Below are 16,984 nucleotides of genomic sequence, written 5' to 3'. Positions count from 1 at the left end.
TGTCGGGTGTCTCCGAGGCTCCGTGCGAGTACGTTCGCATGCCGGGGCACGGCGATCGAGGTTCGAGCCGCGCTCTTCATGCTCTTCTGGAACGCAAGCCCGTTGACACTCTGTGGAGCAGGGGGAGTCATCCGGATTGGTATGCATCTTGGGTGGGTGAGGAGTCTTCTGTCGCGGTCTGGAGGTGATCGGTGAGTTGCTGGAGGGTGGTCCAGGTAGCGGCGTCGGTGCCGTCGCCCAGGGCGTAGTGGAGTGCGGGGCGTGCTGTGGCGCCGAGTTGGGTGGGGTGGAGGTTGCCTGGTGGGTGCTGGGCGTGGGTGCGGCCGATGGTGTGCACGGCGTCTGCGCCCAGGGTGAAGGAGAGGGGGATCGGCGGGGCTTCGAGCCGGGGTGGGACGGTGAGGTCCCGGTCTGCGGCGCGGAGTGTGGTGAGCATGGTGGTCAGGCCGTGCTGGGTGGCGAGGGTCTCGGCCAGCGGGGCGACGGCGTCCAGGGGCGGGGTCTCGTCGGCGGCGTAGCCGAGGGTGAGGGTGATGTGTTCCTCGATGCCCGCCGGGCTGTGGGTGACGCGGGTGGTGGCGATGGCCGGGCGGCCGGGGGTGCCGACAGTGGTCAGCCATGTGGGGGCGGACTTCTGGGCGCGGGCGCGGGCCAGTTCGGTCAGTTGGCGCCGGGACCAGGGCAGGCAGATGGGTTCGGCCGTGGACCATCCGGTCGGCGGGGTGCCGGTGAGGGTCTGCCAGGCGGCTTCCAGGGCGCCGCCGAGGAGGAGGTGTTCGTCGGCGGGGTGGGTGGCGTGCACGGAGAGGCCCAACTGCCGTGCGCCCAGCACGTCCGGGGCGGGCTGAGGACTGAAGGCTTCCGCCACCCAGGTGTTGCCGTCCGCGGACTTCACCGGCGTGAAGTGTCCGTCCTGCCAGTGAAGTTGGGTGCCGGAGAGGCCGTCGTAGTACCCGCAGTCAGGGTCTTGGACGACCCAGCGGTTGGGGTGTCCGTGCAGGGCGGTGCGGGTGGGCAGGGTGAGCCTGGTGTGGGGCGGAGTGACGATCTGCAGGGCCAGATCCTCCTCGGTGGCCACGCGCAGCGCATCGGCGAGCCAGCTCGACATGGGGACCACGGGGCGGTCCTGGATGATGACTGCGGCCTTGTCGGTGAGGACATCGACGGCAGGGGGTGCGGCAGCCGGGGCGGTGAGTACGGTGAGGGGGACGGAGGCGACAGGGACGACCTCCGTGTGGGCGACCTCTGGGGGCCAGACGCCGCCGTCAAGGATCGCGGCAAGGCGTCCGGCGAAGGAACCCGCGAGCCGCTCACCCTCCTCGGCTCTGGTGGATGCGCGAGCCTCGGTCCACCAGAACGGCCCGTCGGGCGCGGGTACTTCAGGGCCCAGGAGGCGCTGCAGTTCGCCGGGGACATGCACCAGGAGCGGTGCCTCGACGGATACCAGAGGGCGGCCGTCGGCTGCGCAGAGCTGGACGACGGCCCCCTCGGCCACGTTGCGTACACCCAGACCGGGGCCGCCCGCGAACAGCCCGGCGAGCACGGCCCTGATGTCGGGCATCTTCGGGGTGAAGGCGATGACGTCCGTGGTCATTGGTGCGGCTTCTCCGGAGTGGGGGCCTCGTCGGCCAGCGCGGTCTGGATGAGCTGGTGCCGCCGCCCCCGGCGGACCAGGGTGCCGCGGCCCGGTGGCTGCGGGGAGGCGTAGAGGCCGGGGAAGAGTTGGCCTTCGGTGCGGTCGCCGGTCATGAGGAGGGCGGTGGTGCCGGTTTCGCGCAGGGTGGTGAGGAAGGGTTCGTACAGGGCGCGGGAGGATCCGGCGACGCGGCGGGTGACGATGAAGTGCAGGCCGATGTCCTGGGCGGCGGAGATATAGGGGAGGAAAGGGGCCAGGGGCTGTTGGCCCGCGGTTGTGAGGATGTCGTAGTCGTCGACGAGGATGACGATGCGCGGGCCGCTGAAGGTGGGGCCGTCGGTGAGCGCGTCGGGGTCGGCGGTTTCCGGCAGGCGCTTGTCCAGCTCGCCCGCGATCCCGGTGGCCAGGGCGGCGGCGAGTTTGGCGTTGTGGGCGTAGCCGCCGCGGTAGGGCTCGGGGATGTGGCCGCGCAGGCCTCGGCGCGGGTCGAAGATGCCGAAGACCAGTTCCTTGTCGCCGTGGCGGTCGATGAGCTGCTGGGTGATCAGCTTGAGCAGGTTGGTCTTGCCGCATTCGTTGTCACCGAGGACGAGGAGGTGCTGGTCGGTGCCGAAGAGGTCGAGGTGGGCGGGGGCGAGGGCGTCCTGGTCGACGCCGAGAGGGACGCGGGACGGCTCGGCGGCGGCTGAGGGCAGGTCGGTGGCGGGGAGCGCGGTGGGCAATACCCGTACGGGGGCGGCGAGTTCGCCGTGCCAGCTGGCCCGCAACGTACGCGCGGCGCGTTCCAGGGCGGGGCCCAGGTCGTCGGCGTCGGGGAGGTTGTCGATGCGGGGCAGTGCCACCTGCGCGAAGAGCTTGGCGTCGGTCAGTACCCGGCCCGGGGTGTCGGCGGAGAGCGTCTCGGAGAGTTTGCGGTCGATGCTGGAGTCGGACGGGTCGTTGAGGCGCAGTTCGACGCGGGTGCCGAACATGGACTGGGTGGCGATGCGTACGTCGTTCCAGCGCAGCATGCCCGCCACGATGTGGATGCCGTAGCCGCTGCCGCGCTTGAGGAGGTCGGCGATGGTGTCGTCGAGTTCGGTGAACTCGTCGCGCAGGGCGCCGAATCCGTCGATGAGCAGCACGATGTCGGTGGAGCCGAGCTCGGGCAGTCGGCCCTGGGCGCGCAGTCGGCGGAGCTGGTCGACGGAGTCGACGCCGTGTTCGCGGAAGAGTTCTTCGCGCAGGGCGAGTTGGGTGCGGACCTCGGCGACGGTGCGGGCGGCGCGCTCGTGGTCGGCGCGGCCCGCGATGCCGCCGACGTGTGGCAGGCCTGAGAGGGCGGAGAGGCCGCCGCCCACCAAGTCGAGGCCGTAGACGGCGACGTCGGCCGGGGTGTGGGTCAGGGCCAGGGAGAGCGCGAGGGTGCGCAGCAGCGTGGTCTTGCCGGACTGGGGGCCGCCGATGACGGCGGTGTGTCCACCGGCGACGGTGAGGTCGAGGATCCAGGGTTCCTGCCACTGCTTGGCCGGGTCGTCGAGGACGCCCAAGGGGACCCGCATCGCCTCGTCCCGGTGGGCGAGGTGCAGGCCGTGCTCGGATGCCTGGACGGGGCCCGCGGCGGTGGCGAGGGTGATCGCGTCGGGCAGCGGGGGCAGCCAGATCCGGCGGACGGGAGGGGCGGCGGCGCAGAGCTGCTCGACCATGGTGGACAGGACGGTCGGGCCGGTCTCCCGCTCGCGCATGCCGGGTTCCTCGGGCGCGGCGCCCTCCGCGTCCGGCGTCTCGTTGTAGGCGGGATAGCTCCAGGCGAGGGGCTCGTCGTCCGCCCGGTCGCGGAGGGCCGGGCCGCGGTAGGCGCCGGACACGTACCCGGCTTTGAAGCGTTCGTACGTAGAGGTGTCGACCTTGAGATACCCGAAGCCCGGCAGTGGCGGAAGTTGGAAGGCGTCCACCGTGTCCAGGACCGTGCGCGACTCGTCGGCGGAGAAGGTACGCAGGCCGAGCCGGTAGGAGAGGTACGTCTCCAGGCCCTTGAGCTTGCCGGATTCGATGCGCTGGCTGGAGAGCAGCAAATGGACGCCGATCGAGCGCCCGATGCGGCCGATGGAGAGGAACAGGTCAATGAAGTCGGGCTTTGCGGTGAGGAGTTCACCGAACTCGTCGATGACGACGAAAAGGTGGGGGAGGGCCTCAAGGTCGGGGCGCGTCTCGCGTAGGGCGGCGTAATGGCCGATGTCGGCGATGTTCCCGGCGTCCTTGAGGACCTGCTGTCGGCGCTTGACCTCACCCGCCAGGCTGGTGTGGACGCGCTCGACGAGCCCGGCCTGGTTCTCCAGATTGGTGATGACGCCCGCCACGTGAGGGAGCTCGGTGAACGGCGCGAAGGTGGCGCCGCCCTTGTAGTCGACCAGGACGAGTGCCAGGTCTTGGGGGAAGTGTGTGGCGGCGAGGGCCAGGACGAGGGTGCGCAGCAGTTCGCTCTTGCCGGAGCCGGTCGCGCCCACGCACAACCCGTGTGGCCCCATGCCCAGTTCGGAGGACTCCTTCAGGTCCAGGAGCACGGGCTCGTGCCGGTCGTCGAGCCCGATGGGCACACGCAGGAAGTCACGCTCGCCGCGCGGGGCCCACAGCTTCTCCAGGTCGAGCGCGGCCGGGTCGTCGATGCCGAGCAGCTCGGGGAAGTCCACCGGGCCGGAGATCGGGGTGCCCTCGGCGGCGGACTCGGCCGACAGGCGCAGGGGGGCGAGCATGCGGGCAAGCCCTTCGGCGCTCGCGATGCTCATCGCGTCGGTGGCGCCGTGGCCGGGCGGTGCGTCGGGGGCACGGAGGTCTTCGACGCTGACCTGGTCACCATCGACGGTGATGCGGATGCTGATTTGATCCGGCTCGTGCACCTGCTGCTCCAGCAGATGCAGCACGGTCACGCCCATGCCGGTGAGGTCGACAGCCAAGTCCGGACGCGGCAGTTCGGCGGCCGTACGGCCGTGGCAGTCGTTGACGACGAGCAGCCGGTCGGACATCCGCAGCGCGTTCCGGTCGGAGAGCCCGCGGCGTACCTCTGCCGCGTAGGAGGCACGGCGGCGCAGATCCGCGGCGCACTGGCGGGCGAGCGCGTCGAGGTCCGCGGCGATTCGCCGTGCGGCGACCGGGCCGTCGCCCTGCTGCGCGTCGAGGACGTGGGGGAGCCACTTGGCCCACTCCCACTCGGGCAGCCGGTCGCCGGGCACGCTCAGCGCGACGGCGACGTCGTCCGGCGCGTGCGTCACCGCGGCTTGGACCAGGAGGGTGCGGGCCACGCGCAGCACGTCGCCCCGCTCCCCGATGATGCTGACGTTGCCCGCCCGGTCCAGCGGCGCCAGCAGGGGGAAGTCGGTCGCGGTGGTGAAGCGGTGCTGCAGCGCGCGTGCCTCGTTGAGCATGAACGGGTCGGGCGGGGTCAGCACGCCACCGGCCGAGTTCTGGCCGATCGCCAGCGTCTGTACGGGTACGTCACCGGTGCCGAGCCGCACGTGCAGGAAGTCGGCGTCCAGGCGGCGCCGCTCCCACAGCCGCGCCGGATCGCGCACCAGGTCGTACAACGCTGCGGGAGGCGGATTGAGGATGCGCGCCCGCCGCCGCAACTCCCGCTCCACAGCGCCCAGTTCCTCGCGCTGTTCCTCCACGTACTCCAGATAGCGTTCGCGCTGGACACGCCGGGTGCGCTGCGCCTTGCCGCGCTGGGACAGGAAGAGCGCCACCGCGCCAAGGAGTGCGAAGACGAGAACGATCGCGCCGACGGCGGCGAACTGGCTGTTGCGGATCACCGTCATCATGACGACCGAGCCCATGACGCCGGCCATCGGCAGCAGGGCGGTCGCCGCGTTGCCCATCTTGCCCTCGGGCAGGTTGGGCGGCGGCTCGATGGTGCGTTCGAGGGTGGTGGCAAGGGGGCGAGTACTGCGGGCCGGGCGGTGTACGAGGTGTCGGGTCATCGCACACGCACCGCCCGCTGCATCGCTTCGGAAGCCAGGTGGACGGCCGCGTCGCGTGAGCCCTGGCCGAGCATGCCGGTGTGGATGGGGCCTCCCTGGGCCAGATGACGGTCGTAGGGGACAGGCACTACGGCGACCCCCGTCTCCCGCAGGTGTGCGGCGGCCGTCTTCAAGTCGAGCGTCGTATCGGGGGAGTTCGCACTCAGCGCGACGACCGTGGTGGCCAGCGCCGAATGCGGAAGCCGGGCCAGCCAGTCAAGGACCACCCGGGTGCCGTTCACGCCCTCGGCGGTCATCGGGGCGACCACCACGCGCGCGTGGGCGGTGTCCATCGCGGTGCGCGCCACCTCGCCCGGCAACGTCTCGCAGTCCACCACCGTCACCGCGAAGTAGCGGCGCAGCGCGAGGGTGACGGTCCGGTAGGTGGGCACGTCGAGCGGGGCGCCGACCCGGCCCTGTCCCGCGGGCAGCAGCCACCCACCGTCGGCCACCGGCACCAGGTAGCCGGTGACGTCGGTGAGCTGCATCGCTGGACTGAGGAGCCGGGCCAGATCCGCACACGCCCAGCGCACCGACTCCGCACCAAGACGCACCGGCAGCGTGCCAAGGGCGGCGTCGGCCTCCAGCGCGAGCACCGGATCATGCCGGTAGTGGTTGAACGTGCGGGCAAGCAGTGCGGAGACCGTGGACTTGCCCACTCCACCTCGGATCGAGGTGACGGCGATGACGCGGCCGGTGGTGACCGGCTGCTGCACCTCACGGGCGAGACGCGTCTGCTCGGTCACCTCCTGTCCGGCCGACGCGGTCAGCCTGCGCAGGGAGCGTCCGGTGCGCCGCACCGCGGAATCGCCGTGCTGCGGACGCCCCAGAGCGTGGGCCAGGCGCGGATCGATGGTCGGTACGGACTCGGGGGTCGGCAGGGGGACACGAGGGTCGTGGGCGCTGCCGGGTGCGGGCTGAGGCATGCTCGGACGCTGAGCTCCAGGGTCCACGGCCGCGTCCGGGGCCGGGTCCGTCACCCGCAGTACGGCCGTCGGTTCGAGCGCAGTGCCGTCGCTCGCCCCCAACTCCCGCAGCACATCCCGCTGCCAGTCACTTTCCTGAGCCATGCCGCGCACCCCTAAGCGAAGGTGTCGAGCAGTCGCCCGTACACACCGAAGACCCCGATGGCCAGGGGGAGCATCGCGATCACGCCCACCGACTCCAGTACGTCCCCCATCCGACGAAGCCGGACCCGCACATGCTCGGCAGGCTCATTCGCCAGCACCACCAGGGGAATCAGCGCAAGGCCGACCAGCACGGCCAGCGGACCCACGGCAGCCGACCGCTCGAGCCACACCGTCATCAACGCGACCGTGACGACCGCGGCGGCGGCCAACAGCCCGACCACCTCGGCAACCAGAGGAAAAGCGCGTGCCCGGAGCGAGAGCACCACCGCGGTGACGACCGCGAGGAGCACGGTCCACACCGTCGGGTCACGCAGCACCAGCACACCGGCCGCAGCCGCTGAGACCGCCAGGACAACGGTGGCGATCGCCAGACCGCGGTGCGTGGCGGTCAGCGCGGTACCCACCTGATACCGGCTCACCGACGCTCCACCCGTACGCCGGTCATCAAGACCGGACAACCCCGAAGCCATCAGCGCGAGCCGCGGCAGCACACCAAGAACCACCGCCGACACGACAGCGAGCAACGCGCCAACCCGGGCCTGCTCCGTCGCCGCCGAGGCGCCGTTCTGCAGGGCAATGGCCGTTTCCCAAGCCGCGAGGCACCCCACGAGGGTTCCGGCACCGATCAGGGCGCCGCGCCCCAGCGGGGAGAACCAGCCCAGAAGCAGGAGCGCCACCGCGAGACTCACGGCGGTACCCGCCAGCAGCACGGCCCCCGACCAGGCGTGGGCACGGGCATCGCCGAGCGTCCACGTGCCCAGTACGCCAAGGCCCCCGGCCGTCACGATCAGAGTGGCAGCAAGGCCCGACCGCCGGGCCCACCCCAGCAGAACTCCGGCGAGGCACGCCACCGCACCGGCGCCGAGCAGCGCACTGCCTACGGTGACCGGCTCGAACTCACCGCGTGCCAACACTCCGGCGACGAGCGCCCAGACGACGGTGGCAAGCCCGGCCACCACCCGCCGAACAGCAGGCCGCCACCGCCACGCCCGCACGTCCAGATCGCCCGCGGCCTCATCGGTGACGTCATGCACCACCGGCGCCGAGGGCGCGTCCTCCGCCCGCACCAGCCGCAGCACCGCGCCGTCCGGCACGCCGGCCGACTCCAACGTGCTGTCGTGCGCGAGCGCCGAACCGTCCGCGGTGACCAGATGCCGCACCATCGGCCGGGCGGCGACGTGGTCGTCCAGCAACCGCAGCACTTCGGGAAGCAGCAGTCCGATGGGTTCCTGGGAGGGGAGGACGAGATCCACCCTCCGCCGCTCGCCGACCAGAGTGACCCGGCTCAAGGCCGTACGACTCGTCCCACTCGTGCGGCTCAACGGCCCCGCAGATATCACGCGTTCGAACCTATCATCGAGAAGAAGGGGTCATGGAGGGCGAGGAAGACGGCGCGGACGGCGAGGTCGAAGGCACGGAAGAGCTGTACGGGCTCTTCCCGATGAGCCGGTGGGAAATGAACGACCACCCCACACACCCGGCACACAACACCGCGGCGATCACGACCCCCGCGAACACCTTCCCCAACCGCTCATCCACAGAACGCCGCTGCCGCTGCGCCCCGAAGAGCAGGGCGTCGCGCAGGCGCCGGCGGCGGACTGATACCGACTCCAGGAGTTGGCTGTCGTAGTCCTGGGCTGCCACTAGTTGGCCTCACGGATCACTGCGGAAGTGCTGGTGATCACGTGTCGATCTCTCCCCGCCAGCTGTGATTCAGCAGACACTCGGGGAGGTAATCGGATTCAACCTCGATGGGGAACCCGGCATCGTGGGCGAGGCAAGCGATGGCAAGAGGGCCGAGAGCGACGAGCCCTGCGCTACTGCTGGCTCGATCCTCGTTCTTGGTCCAGTAGCCCTTGTGCCACTGGAGGGTCTTCAGCAATTCTGTGTTGAATTGTTGATGGTCTCCCAGGAGAAACCTGAAGAACAGGTTGATTGGTGGGTAAAGAACCTGTAGAACCTCTTCGCGGTCTGCGTTGTGCAGTTCCTCAGGGGCCGTTCCGTCGATTGCCGCCTTGAGGCTGGTACTCAGATCGCCTCCGCGAAGCCACCATGTCTGCAGAGTCTCAATCCATGCATAGACGTACTCGTCGAACACTGCCCCCGACTCGCGCAGCGCGCTGATGGGTACGTTGGCCAGGGTGGTCATCCGGTCTTGCTCACGGCAGATAATGGCGAGCCAGAAAGCGGTGATCCACTTGTTGGCGTCGGTGTAGTACTGGGGGCCTGTCGCTGGGATCGTCCGTACCTTGTCGGCGATCCGGCACTGCACGGTTTCCTCGGTGGCTGTCGCCGCCGCGAACATGGCTGACCCCACCTGCATGGCTGCGACCCAGGCCTCCCAGGTGGGGAGGAGTTCCGCTGTCGAATCGAGTTGGCAACGCGCCTTGGCCAGTGTCAGATTCGCGCTGAGTGCACTGTTGAACATGCGCGGCGATTCTTCCAGGTCGTCGATCGACTCGTCGGCGTCCTCAGCGAGTGCCTCTAGGCCGAGATCATCGTCGGCGCGTGCTAGTGCATGTCGAGGCACCTGCGTAGTCATTCTGCCGCTCCTCTAATCCGCTGTCTTGAAGTCCCACATGAGATAGCCATCATACTGGGCTCCCTTGGGCTTCGCTTTAACCAAAATGTAAGTGAGCTTCTTGGCTCTCAGCGATCTTCTGATGTCTCTCGCGACTTGCGCTTCTTTGCCTCCACGCTGTCGCATTTCGTCAAGGATCGAATCCAAATACTCGGGATGTCCTTGCTCGACACGACGTCCACCGGAGATTGCGCGATCTCCCAACTCGGTGCCCGAAGACGCCTTCGCTTCAACTATGACCATCCTTCCCTTGCCGACGTCCCAGATCTGGTCCAATCGACCGCTGCCGCGAAGCAACTCATCGGGTATCGCTTTCCTGGCACCTGGGAATCGGTCCCGAATTGCATGAAACTCGGCAGATTTCTCACCAAGCGCCTCGCCGGCGTCACGCATTTCCGTGTGTGCAGGCTTGTATGCTGCTCTGGCTTCAGCTAGGGCGGCTTCTGTCTCAGGTGATTTGAGCGCCTTGTGGGCTTCTTTTGCTTCAAGTAGATCGTGGAGTGCCGCCTGATCCTTCGTGATCGCTGTATCGCGACGAGCGGTGGCATCCTGCAGATCATCGATGTAGGCCGGAGAAACAGTGGACGGGCGCCCGATTACCGGTTCCTCGGACTTGTATTTTGCATGCTCTCTCGGTGCTCTGTCCGCTGTCCAAGGGCTAGTTGGATCATCGGGGTCTACATGACGCAAGACCGGGAGGAGGTCTCCGTTCTCGTCTCGTGCCTTGACGTTGTGCCGGTGCCCATCTGAAGGACGGTAGTACTTCTCGAACCAGGCCTTGTCATTATTGGCCTTCTCGACCTGTCGACGTATGACTTCCTGCGTGTGGGATTTGCTTGCCGCCCCGCGGGAGGGAGGCCCGTCGGCCCCGCCCGTGCCGACACCATCCGGTTGGCTGGTGTGGTGTGAACCGCCCGCAGTTGTATCTCCTGTACTGGCATCGGAAGCCGGGGCCCCAGAGTCACCTCCGTGCGCAGCGCCGGAGCCACCTGCCCCATGATGTCCAGTCTCTCGCGCCACGCCGTTGGATTCCGCTCCGCCGCCGAAATCCCGACCGCCATCGGTGCGCACTCCATGGCCAGCTTGTGGCGGAAGGTTCCCACCTGCGTGCGCGCTGGCCCCCGGTGTCCGGGCTCCGGCGCCGACCAGGTCGCCCTCCCGCCGGGACGGGGTTTCCTCGGGAGTTGCCCGATCGGCGGCAGATTTCTCGTTCGGGGCGGTGTCCTTGATCGGGTTGCCCTCGGCGTCGACCCGGATGAACTTGCCGTCCTCGATGACGACCTTGGAACCCTCGAAGTCGAGGGTGCTGTGTACGCGCTGCAGATCGGGTGTGGCGCCGGCCCCGGTCCGGACCCGTGCGGTGAGGTCGGCGACGGTCGGGAGTTTGCTGATCGCCTTGCCTCCCACCGTGAGGCCGGCCGCGAGCGGGTCGGCGTAGGTGCCGATCTTCGCGCCGATACCGGCGGCCTTGGCGCCCATGCCTGCCTTGCCGGCGGCACCCCCCTTGGCGGCCGCGCCCAGTGGCCCGGCGCCCAGTGTGAGGACGTTGAAGGTGGTGGTCCCCGCGGCCTGGACCGGGTTCTCGTCCCATTGGTCCCAGGCCACCAGGGACTTGCCGAACTCGCGGGCGGCAGCCTTCTGCTTGTTGTCCCCGGAGCTGTCGTCCGGGCCGATCGTGTGGTCCAGGGCCCAGTCGATCGGGGTCATCGTGTACTGGCCGATGCCACTGACGACGTCCCCGAGGTTGCTCCAGGCGTCCTTGGCCGAGCCTCCGATGCCGACCAGGGGGCCCAGGCCCTTGAGGGTGGCGAGGCCGCCGTCGATGATGAAGCCGTCCCACACGTAGTGCTTGATGTGCCGGTGGATCTCCCATGCGTGGATGGACTCGCTGACGTGGCTGCCCCAGGGCAGTTCTTTGGCCTTCTTGAGGAGGTCGGCGTCGTATCCGTACATCACGGTCTTCTTGGTCGACTTGTGGCTTCCGTCGTCCTCGATGAACTTCGGACCGCCCACGATCGCCGAAATCTTGCTGGCGGCCCGGCGCTCGGCGGCGCGGAAGGCACTCTCGGCCTCCGCCACACCGTCGACGAGCTCGTTGTTCCGGTCGGTCTTGTCCCCGTCGTACGTCCAGTCGTCGTCGCCTTCGACACTGTCGGCGAACGCGCGGGCGTCGTCCCTCAGCGTCTCCAGCTTCTTGGCGAGCGGACGCGCCTCGGCGGCGAAGGTGTCCAGGGCGTCGGCCACCGTCTCCAGGTCGGTGGCGAAGGTGTCGGCCCTGTCCATCACCGGCTGCGTGGTGGCGAACAGGTCGTCGGCTTCCGGTGCGGTGTAGTAGGCGCCCAGCATCTGGAAGCGGGAGTGCACATCGGCTCCGCCGTTACGGATTCCGATGGCGTCGCCGCGCAGCCCGGAAACGTCCTTGTCCAGCTGCTCGAAGTTGCCGGTGAACTGAGGTATCCCGCCGGGCTCGATCATCTTCACTTGTCGGCGCCCTTCTTGCGGGCCGCTGCCAGCAGAGCCTTCACGTCAGGCGCCTTCTCGGCCCGTTCCTGTGCGTTCGCAGCCTGTTCCAGATCCCCGGCCACATAGTGGTTGGTGGCCTCGATCGCGCCGTTCACCGACTTGACGGCCCGTGCCCGAAGGAAGAGGACGTCGCCCGCGGTCTTCTCCACGAACAATGTGAGGGCCGCACCGATCGGGCCGACGGGGGCTGCCCCGCAGTATCCGGAACTGATGGTGCCGGCCGAGGAGGCAGCACTTTCCACATCGGTCCCGTATGCCTTGACGTGCTTGGCCACGTCGTCCATCGCGAGCCCCACCAGCGACGTCACCGAATCGACCCCGGACGGCGAGATGTCCCACGCAGGCATGCCAAACCCCCTACCAATCCCCGTTGCTTCGCACCTGCAGGCCCCCGGTGCTGGTCAGCCGATGTTGTCGACCGCGGCCCGCGCCTTGGCGATGGTCGTCTGCGCGGTGCCGTCGTTCTTCTCCAACGTGTCGCGCACGAGCCGGATGATGTCGCGGACCTCGTTCGCGGCCTTGTTCCAGCGGACTTCCTTGCCGTGGTATTCGTCCGAGACGCCGTCGGCCTGGTAGTCCGCCATCGCGGCCTTCACCGCGCGGTCGCGGTCGCCGAGGACGCGCTCCAGCTGGCCGATGATGATCTGCAGTCCGCCCTGCACGTCGGCCGAGGCGCCGGTGTCGTAGGAGCGGCGGTCCTGGTTTCCTGCCATGACGAGAGATCCCCCTGAAACGGAAAACTGGGAAGCGGGTGTGAACGGCCGGATCAGCCGGAGAAGCGGGCGCTCTCGAAGTTGGCGGCGCCCATGTTCTGGTGGGCGTTGTCGGCCTGTTCCTGATCGCCGGAGCCGAACGCGGTGTCCATGCCCGACTGTCCGCCCAGGATCGAGGACAGTGCCCCGTTCAGATCCGAGGTGATCTCGTCCGCACGCAGCTTGAACGAGTCGAAGGTCGCCTTGCCGGACCCGTTGAACTTGCCCTCCAGCGGCTCGGCCGCCTGGACAAGGAGATGGATCAGCGTGCCCAGGTCGTCACTCGATCCCGTCGTGCTCTTCCCCAGCACCGCGAGGGTCGTGTCCCCCATGTCGAACTTCATGAACCCACCCCGAAACCCCGAACTGTGTTGTACGCGGCGGAAGTTCCCTCATCACGGAAACCACATGCGCCACTCACGCCACGTAGTGTATCGAACATACTCTCCCTTAATGCGTTGCAGGCGCAACATGGTTGAGGGCTGCGTGGCGTGATTCAGCCCACGGCTGGCGGGGCCCGTGCAGCGGGAAGTCCAGCCGACCTGGCCCCGGTCGGGGTGTGGCGCAGGGTGGTGGCGAAGAGGCGGACATGCTCGGGACCGTTACCTGGCCGGAACCGTGTGCCGCGACCCGGTGGTGCGCACAGGGTGGGTGTACGGCGGCAAAGGTGAGGGAATCTGCCGCAAGTCCTTTGTAGGGCTTGGTGGTTGGTAGTCTCCGCGCACACTGATCGTCGGGGAGGGGTGCGGGAGATGCGGGTGGCGAGAACGATGCTTGGGGTCGTGGTGGTGGCCACCATGGTGGTCGGCTGCTCAGGCTCGGGCGGTTCTGACGGCAAGGACAAGGGTGGGGCCCCTGAGGCGGACTCCGCGGCGAAGCCGCTGGCCAAGTTGGCCGTGCCGGCGGCGTACGACGGGGCGAAGGGCTGGGACGAGACCCTGAACTGGGTGCCGGATTCGGTGGGCACGCTGCCCGTGGCGGTGGTGCCGCGCTCGGGGTCGGTTGCCATGATGTACGCCGCGTCCGACGGTTACATGGTGAAGACCAGGGACGCGCGGGGCGGTCAGGTCCGCTGGAGCTCGGCCCCGTGGAACCCGCCGACCCCGGTGGAGGGCGCTGCGGGCGACCCGGACGAGGGGGAGGCCGCGGAGATCCTCGACGTGGTGGGGGTGGAGCAGGGTGGGCGCGGCTATGTCGTTGCGTATGCGCACGGGATGCGCGGCAAGGACGATCTGCACGAGGGCACGGAGGTGGTCCGTCTCGCGGTGTATCCGGCGGATGCCTCGGGCTCCGCGGTGAAGCCGCTGCGGGAGGTCGACGTGCCGGTGTCCGCTGACCCTGGTGAGGTGCAAGTCAGCGCGCACGGCGGGCGGCTGCTGGTCGGCTGGGGCGAGGAGGGCATGTACCCGGAGTCTTCGCACGCGGTGGACGTGGTCACCGGGAAGGTCACCGCGTACAAGGAGCCCGGCCAGCTGCTGCCCCAGTGCGAGGACGCGGCGGGTTGCTCCGACAGCCGGGTCATGGCGGTCGGCGCGGACGGGCCGCTGGTGGCGATGGGCGGGGGAGGTTTCGGAGTGCCGGGGCGCTGGTTCAGCGACGGCGTGCGCCCCGCCGGGGTCGCGGCACAGACCGGCGTCCTCGACTCACCCAACGGCGAGGTGTATGGCGTCGCGGACGGCTCCTTCCTGGCCCAGTGGGAGCGGGGCGGAACATATGGAGCGGACGTCGCCCCGATGTGGTCGGTGCATGACCTGCGTACGGGCAACCCGCAGGCCAGCATGAGCTGCGGATACAAGGGCACAGCCGACTCCGGCATGTTCGAATCCGACGCCACACGTGACTACCCGGTGATCACCTCACCCTCCGGCCGCTATCTCGCCGCCGGACCTGTCGCCTTCGACCTGAAGCGGAAGAAGGGGATCTGCCTGCAGAGTGACGGGGACCGTAAGACGATCGTGCTCGCCTCCATCCAGGACGACGGCACGGCCTACGGTGCGGTCAAGGAGGACTCCGCGGCTGGCGACGCCGAGCCGGTCGTCGCCCAGGCCGACCTCGCCACCGCCACCGGCGAGCCGAAGGTCCTCGGCGTTGGCACCGACTTTCCCTTCTATACCGGCGTGAACGGCTCAGGTCTCTTCCTCACCCGTGACGACGACAAGAACGTACGGATCTCGCTTCGTCGCGAACGCTGACAGGGCGCTTGGGCGGCTTCGGTGATCTGGGCCGGAGGAGTTGCGCGGGGCAGTTGGTGAGCCACCTCCCCAGTGACGTTCGGCGGGAAGACGTGATGGGATTCGCCCCATCCTCGCGAGTCAAGCATCGGCAGACCGCGGGATGACGGAAACGCCATTGGTCAGGCGTGAAGGGCGAGTGCTGCCGCGCCGTTCACCACCGCGCGAGAACCCGGAGACGAGTACGAGCCGCATGAGCGTGAATGATGTCCCCGCGAGGGAGACCCGCAACGACGCCGTCGAACCGACAGTCCCGAAGGTCGCGATCCCCCGGGTGCTGGAACTCATGTGGCCAACGCTCTGCAGCCTGCGGGCCTTGGGCGGTGTCGTCACGAATAGAGAAATCTACGCTGAAACGGTGCGGCGGGAGGGTTACTCGGAGGAGCAGCAGAGCGTGCTCCAGGGCAATGGCCCCAAGACGAAGATCGCCTACCACTTGGAGTGGACTCGGACCGTGCTGAAGTACGGCGGATTGATCGACAACCCGGAGCGCGGTTCTTGGACGGTCACCGAGGACGGGATCACGGCTCGGCCGGAGGACATGGATCCCCTGTACCGGGAGTACTACGCCTCCCGGTCGGGGCGCGGGCGCCGAGGGCGGAACTCCGGTGAACCGTCAGCCGACGGGACGCCGACGGTCGAGCCGAATACGGACACCGATCCAACGGACACAGATCCAGATGACTCACCGGAGGCATCGGCAGACGGCGCCGACTGGCACGCTGTGCTCCTGGATACGCTCCTGAGCATGACACCGGCCGCCTTCGAGCAGCTCGCGGAGCGGCTGCTGCGCGCGGCGGGTTTCGTGAACACCAAGGTCACGGGCAGAAGCGGTGACGAAGGGATCGATGGTGTCGGGGTGTACCAGCTCTCGTTGCTGAGTTTCCCCGTGTTCTTTCAGTGCAAGAGGTATCGCGAGAGTGTCGGAAGCCCTGCCGTGCGCAATTTCCGGGGAGCGATGCAAGGACGGGGTGACAAGGGCCTGCTGATCACGACGGGGACTTTCACTCAGCAAGCGCGCGATGAGGCCACCAGGGCTGGTGCGTCGCCCATCGACCTCATCGACGGGGACCAGTTGTGCGAGCTGATCAAGCAGCACGGCATGGGCGTGGAGACTCGCATCCGGCAGGTCGAGGACGTGATCGTGGACCCGGAGTATTTCCGGCGTCTTTGATGACCAAAGCTCAATATGTGCGCCAGCTGGCCGCAGCATCCCCTGTCTGCAACGATCCCAGCCGATAGGCGAGTTGAGCCGACGCTTCCGTATCCCCGCGGTCGGCCCGGCGCACGAAGGACCCCAGCGTGTGCAGGTCCCGGATCGCGACGAGCGTGGTGGTGCCCGGCCACTGGGCGAGGTCGTAGCCGTACGCTGCCGAGAACGCCCGGAGCTGGGCGGGAGTGCGGCCGAAGCGCACCCCCTGGAAGGTGTTCGCGAGGTCCAGCTCGCGTGGACCGTAGGCCGCCTCGTCCCAGTCGCCGAGACGGGCCAGCGACAGCGACTCTTTGCCGTCCCACAGGGTGTTGCCGGGGTAGGCGTCCCCGTGGATCAGGCCGTGGCCCAGCGGGAAGTCCAGCTCCGCGTAGGTCGCCAGGAGTGTCTCGGTGCGGTCGAGCAGCCAGGCGCGGTCGCTGGGGGAGAGGGATGTGCTGGCGCGGACCGTTGTCCGCAGGGAGGACAAGGGCTCGTATGTCGGCAGCGTGCAGGGCGGTGGTGGCAGGGCGTGGACTTGGCGGAGGATCCGCGCCAGGTGTTCGGGGTCAGGTACCGGGGCGTCGCTGGGCTGCGGGTAGTGGTGCCAGAAGCTGACCGTGAAGCCGTGCACGGTGACGGGCTGGGGGACGTCGAGGGGCTGTGTGACGGGGACGCCGTGGTCGTCCAGCCAGCGGGTCAGGGTGACGGCTCGGGCTATGTGTTCGTGCTGGTCCGCCCGGCTGACTCGCACGACTGCCCGGGCGGCGGGCAGGGCGTAGACGGAGGTGGCGTGGGCCCGTACGGGCGTGAGGCCTCGTGTGGGCAGGTCCAGCTTGGCGCAGGCCTGCCGGGCGGCATCTTCGGGGGCGAGAGATGTCGTGGTCATCGCCCTGACGGTAGCGCGGTTCCTCCGTCGATGACTTGGTAGCCGTGGATCAGGTCGGCGA

The 16,984-nt window shown here is 68.6% G+C and carries 13 protein-coding genes; 2 read left to right on the top strand and 11 right to left on the bottom strand.

What is annotated here, in order from left to right:
• Positions 1 to 127 precede the first annotated feature (127 nt).
• Genes ACFWZ2_RS37045 through ACFWZ2_RS37000 form a run of 10 tightly spaced genes read right to left on the bottom strand, consistent with a single transcriptional unit; the run spans position 128 to position 12,958 of the window.
• Positions 128 to 1,594, bottom strand: a complete 1,467-nt coding sequence (locus ACFWZ2_RS37045) for a DUF6177 family protein (RefSeq protein ID WP_384553435.1) — start codon at positions 1,592 to 1,594, stop codon at positions 128 to 130.
• Entirely contained in the window at positions 1,591 to 5,589 is a 3,999-nt protein-coding gene (gene eccCa / locus ACFWZ2_RS37040) for a type VII secretion protein EccCa (RefSeq protein ID WP_384553433.1), read from the bottom strand. The genes ACFWZ2_RS37045 and eccCa overlap by 4 nt, the downstream gene beginning before the upstream one ends.
• Positions 5,586 to 6,698: a hypothetical protein gene (locus ACFWZ2_RS37035; protein WP_384553432.1), complete on the bottom strand. Its 1,113-nt coding sequence runs from the start codon at positions 6,696 to 6,698 to the stop codon at positions 5,586 to 5,588. The genes eccCa and ACFWZ2_RS37035 overlap by 4 nt, the downstream gene beginning before the upstream one ends.
• A gap of 11 nt (positions 6,699 to 6,709) precedes the next feature.
• Positions 6,710 to 8,080, bottom strand: a complete 1,371-nt coding sequence (gene eccD, locus ACFWZ2_RS37030) for a type VII secretion integral membrane protein EccD (protein ID WP_384553486.1) — start codon at positions 8,078 to 8,080, stop codon at positions 6,710 to 6,712.
• 31 nt (positions 8,081 to 8,111) lie between these two features.
• Positions 8,112 to 8,402 carry a hypothetical protein gene (locus ACFWZ2_RS37025; RefSeq protein WP_384553430.1) on the bottom strand — a complete coding sequence of 97 codons (291 nt, stop codon included), beginning with the start codon at positions 8,400 to 8,402 and terminating at the stop codon, positions 8,112 to 8,114.
• Positions 8,403 to 8,439: 37 nt separating this feature from the next.
• Entirely contained in the window at positions 8,440 to 9,300 is an 861-nt protein-coding gene (locus tag ACFWZ2_RS37020; RefSeq protein ID WP_384553428.1) for an immunity 49 family protein, read from the bottom strand.
• 12 nt (positions 9,301 to 9,312) lie between these two features.
• Positions 9,313 to 11,820 carry a hypothetical protein gene (locus tag ACFWZ2_RS37015; RefSeq protein ID WP_384553426.1) on the bottom strand — a complete coding sequence of 836 codons (2,508 nt, stop codon included), beginning with the start codon at positions 11,818 to 11,820 and terminating at the stop codon, positions 9,313 to 9,315.
• The gene (locus tag ACFWZ2_RS37010) at positions 11,817 to 12,209 is read right to left on the bottom strand and encodes a DUF6507 family protein (protein ID WP_384553424.1); all 393 of its coding nucleotides are present in this window, start codon (positions 12,207 to 12,209) and stop codon (positions 11,817 to 11,819) included. Before ACFWZ2_RS37010 ends, ACFWZ2_RS37015 begins: the two co-directional genes overlap by 4 nt.
• A gap of 54 nt (positions 12,210 to 12,263) precedes the next feature.
• Positions 12,264 to 12,575 carry a pore-forming ESAT-6 family protein gene (locus tag ACFWZ2_RS37005; protein ID WP_384553423.1) on the bottom strand — a complete coding sequence of 104 codons (312 nt, stop codon included), beginning with the start codon at positions 12,573 to 12,575 and terminating at the stop codon, positions 12,264 to 12,266.
• A 53-nt stretch (positions 12,576 to 12,628) separates the two neighbouring features.
• Positions 12,629 to 12,958, bottom strand: a complete 330-nt coding sequence (locus tag ACFWZ2_RS37000) for a hypothetical protein (RefSeq protein ID WP_384553421.1) — start codon at positions 12,956 to 12,958, stop codon at positions 12,629 to 12,631.
• 414 nt (positions 12,959 to 13,372) lie between these two features.
• Between ACFWZ2_RS37000 and ACFWZ2_RS36995 the strand changes: the two genes are divergently transcribed.
• Both ACFWZ2_RS36995 and ACFWZ2_RS36990 read left to right on the top strand, forming a co-directional pair.
• Positions 13,373 to 14,806, top strand: coding sequence for a hypothetical protein (locus ACFWZ2_RS36995; protein ID WP_384553419.1), 1,434 nt, complete (start codon positions 13,373 to 13,375; stop codon positions 14,804 to 14,806).
• Between the two features lie 232 nt (positions 14,807 to 15,038).
• Positions 15,039 to 16,019 (top strand): restriction endonuclease, encoded by a 981-nt coding sequence (locus tag ACFWZ2_RS36990; RefSeq protein ID WP_384553417.1) that lies wholly within the window; start codon positions 15,039 to 15,041, stop codon positions 16,017 to 16,019.
• A 10-nt stretch (positions 16,020 to 16,029) separates the two neighbouring features.
• Here the strand turns inward: ACFWZ2_RS36990 and ACFWZ2_RS36985 are convergent, their stop codons facing one another.
• Positions 16,030 to 16,923, bottom strand: coding sequence for a phosphotransferase enzyme family protein (locus ACFWZ2_RS36985; RefSeq protein ID WP_384553415.1), 894 nt, complete (start codon positions 16,921 to 16,923; stop codon positions 16,030 to 16,032).
• Positions 16,924 to 16,984 lie beyond the last annotated feature (61 nt).

The organism is Streptomyces sp. NPDC059002, assembly GCF_042740435.1.
GTDB lineage: Bacteria > Actinomycetota > Actinomycetes > Streptomycetales > Streptomycetaceae > Streptomyces.
This window is presented reverse-complemented; position numbering and strand designations above follow the sequence as displayed.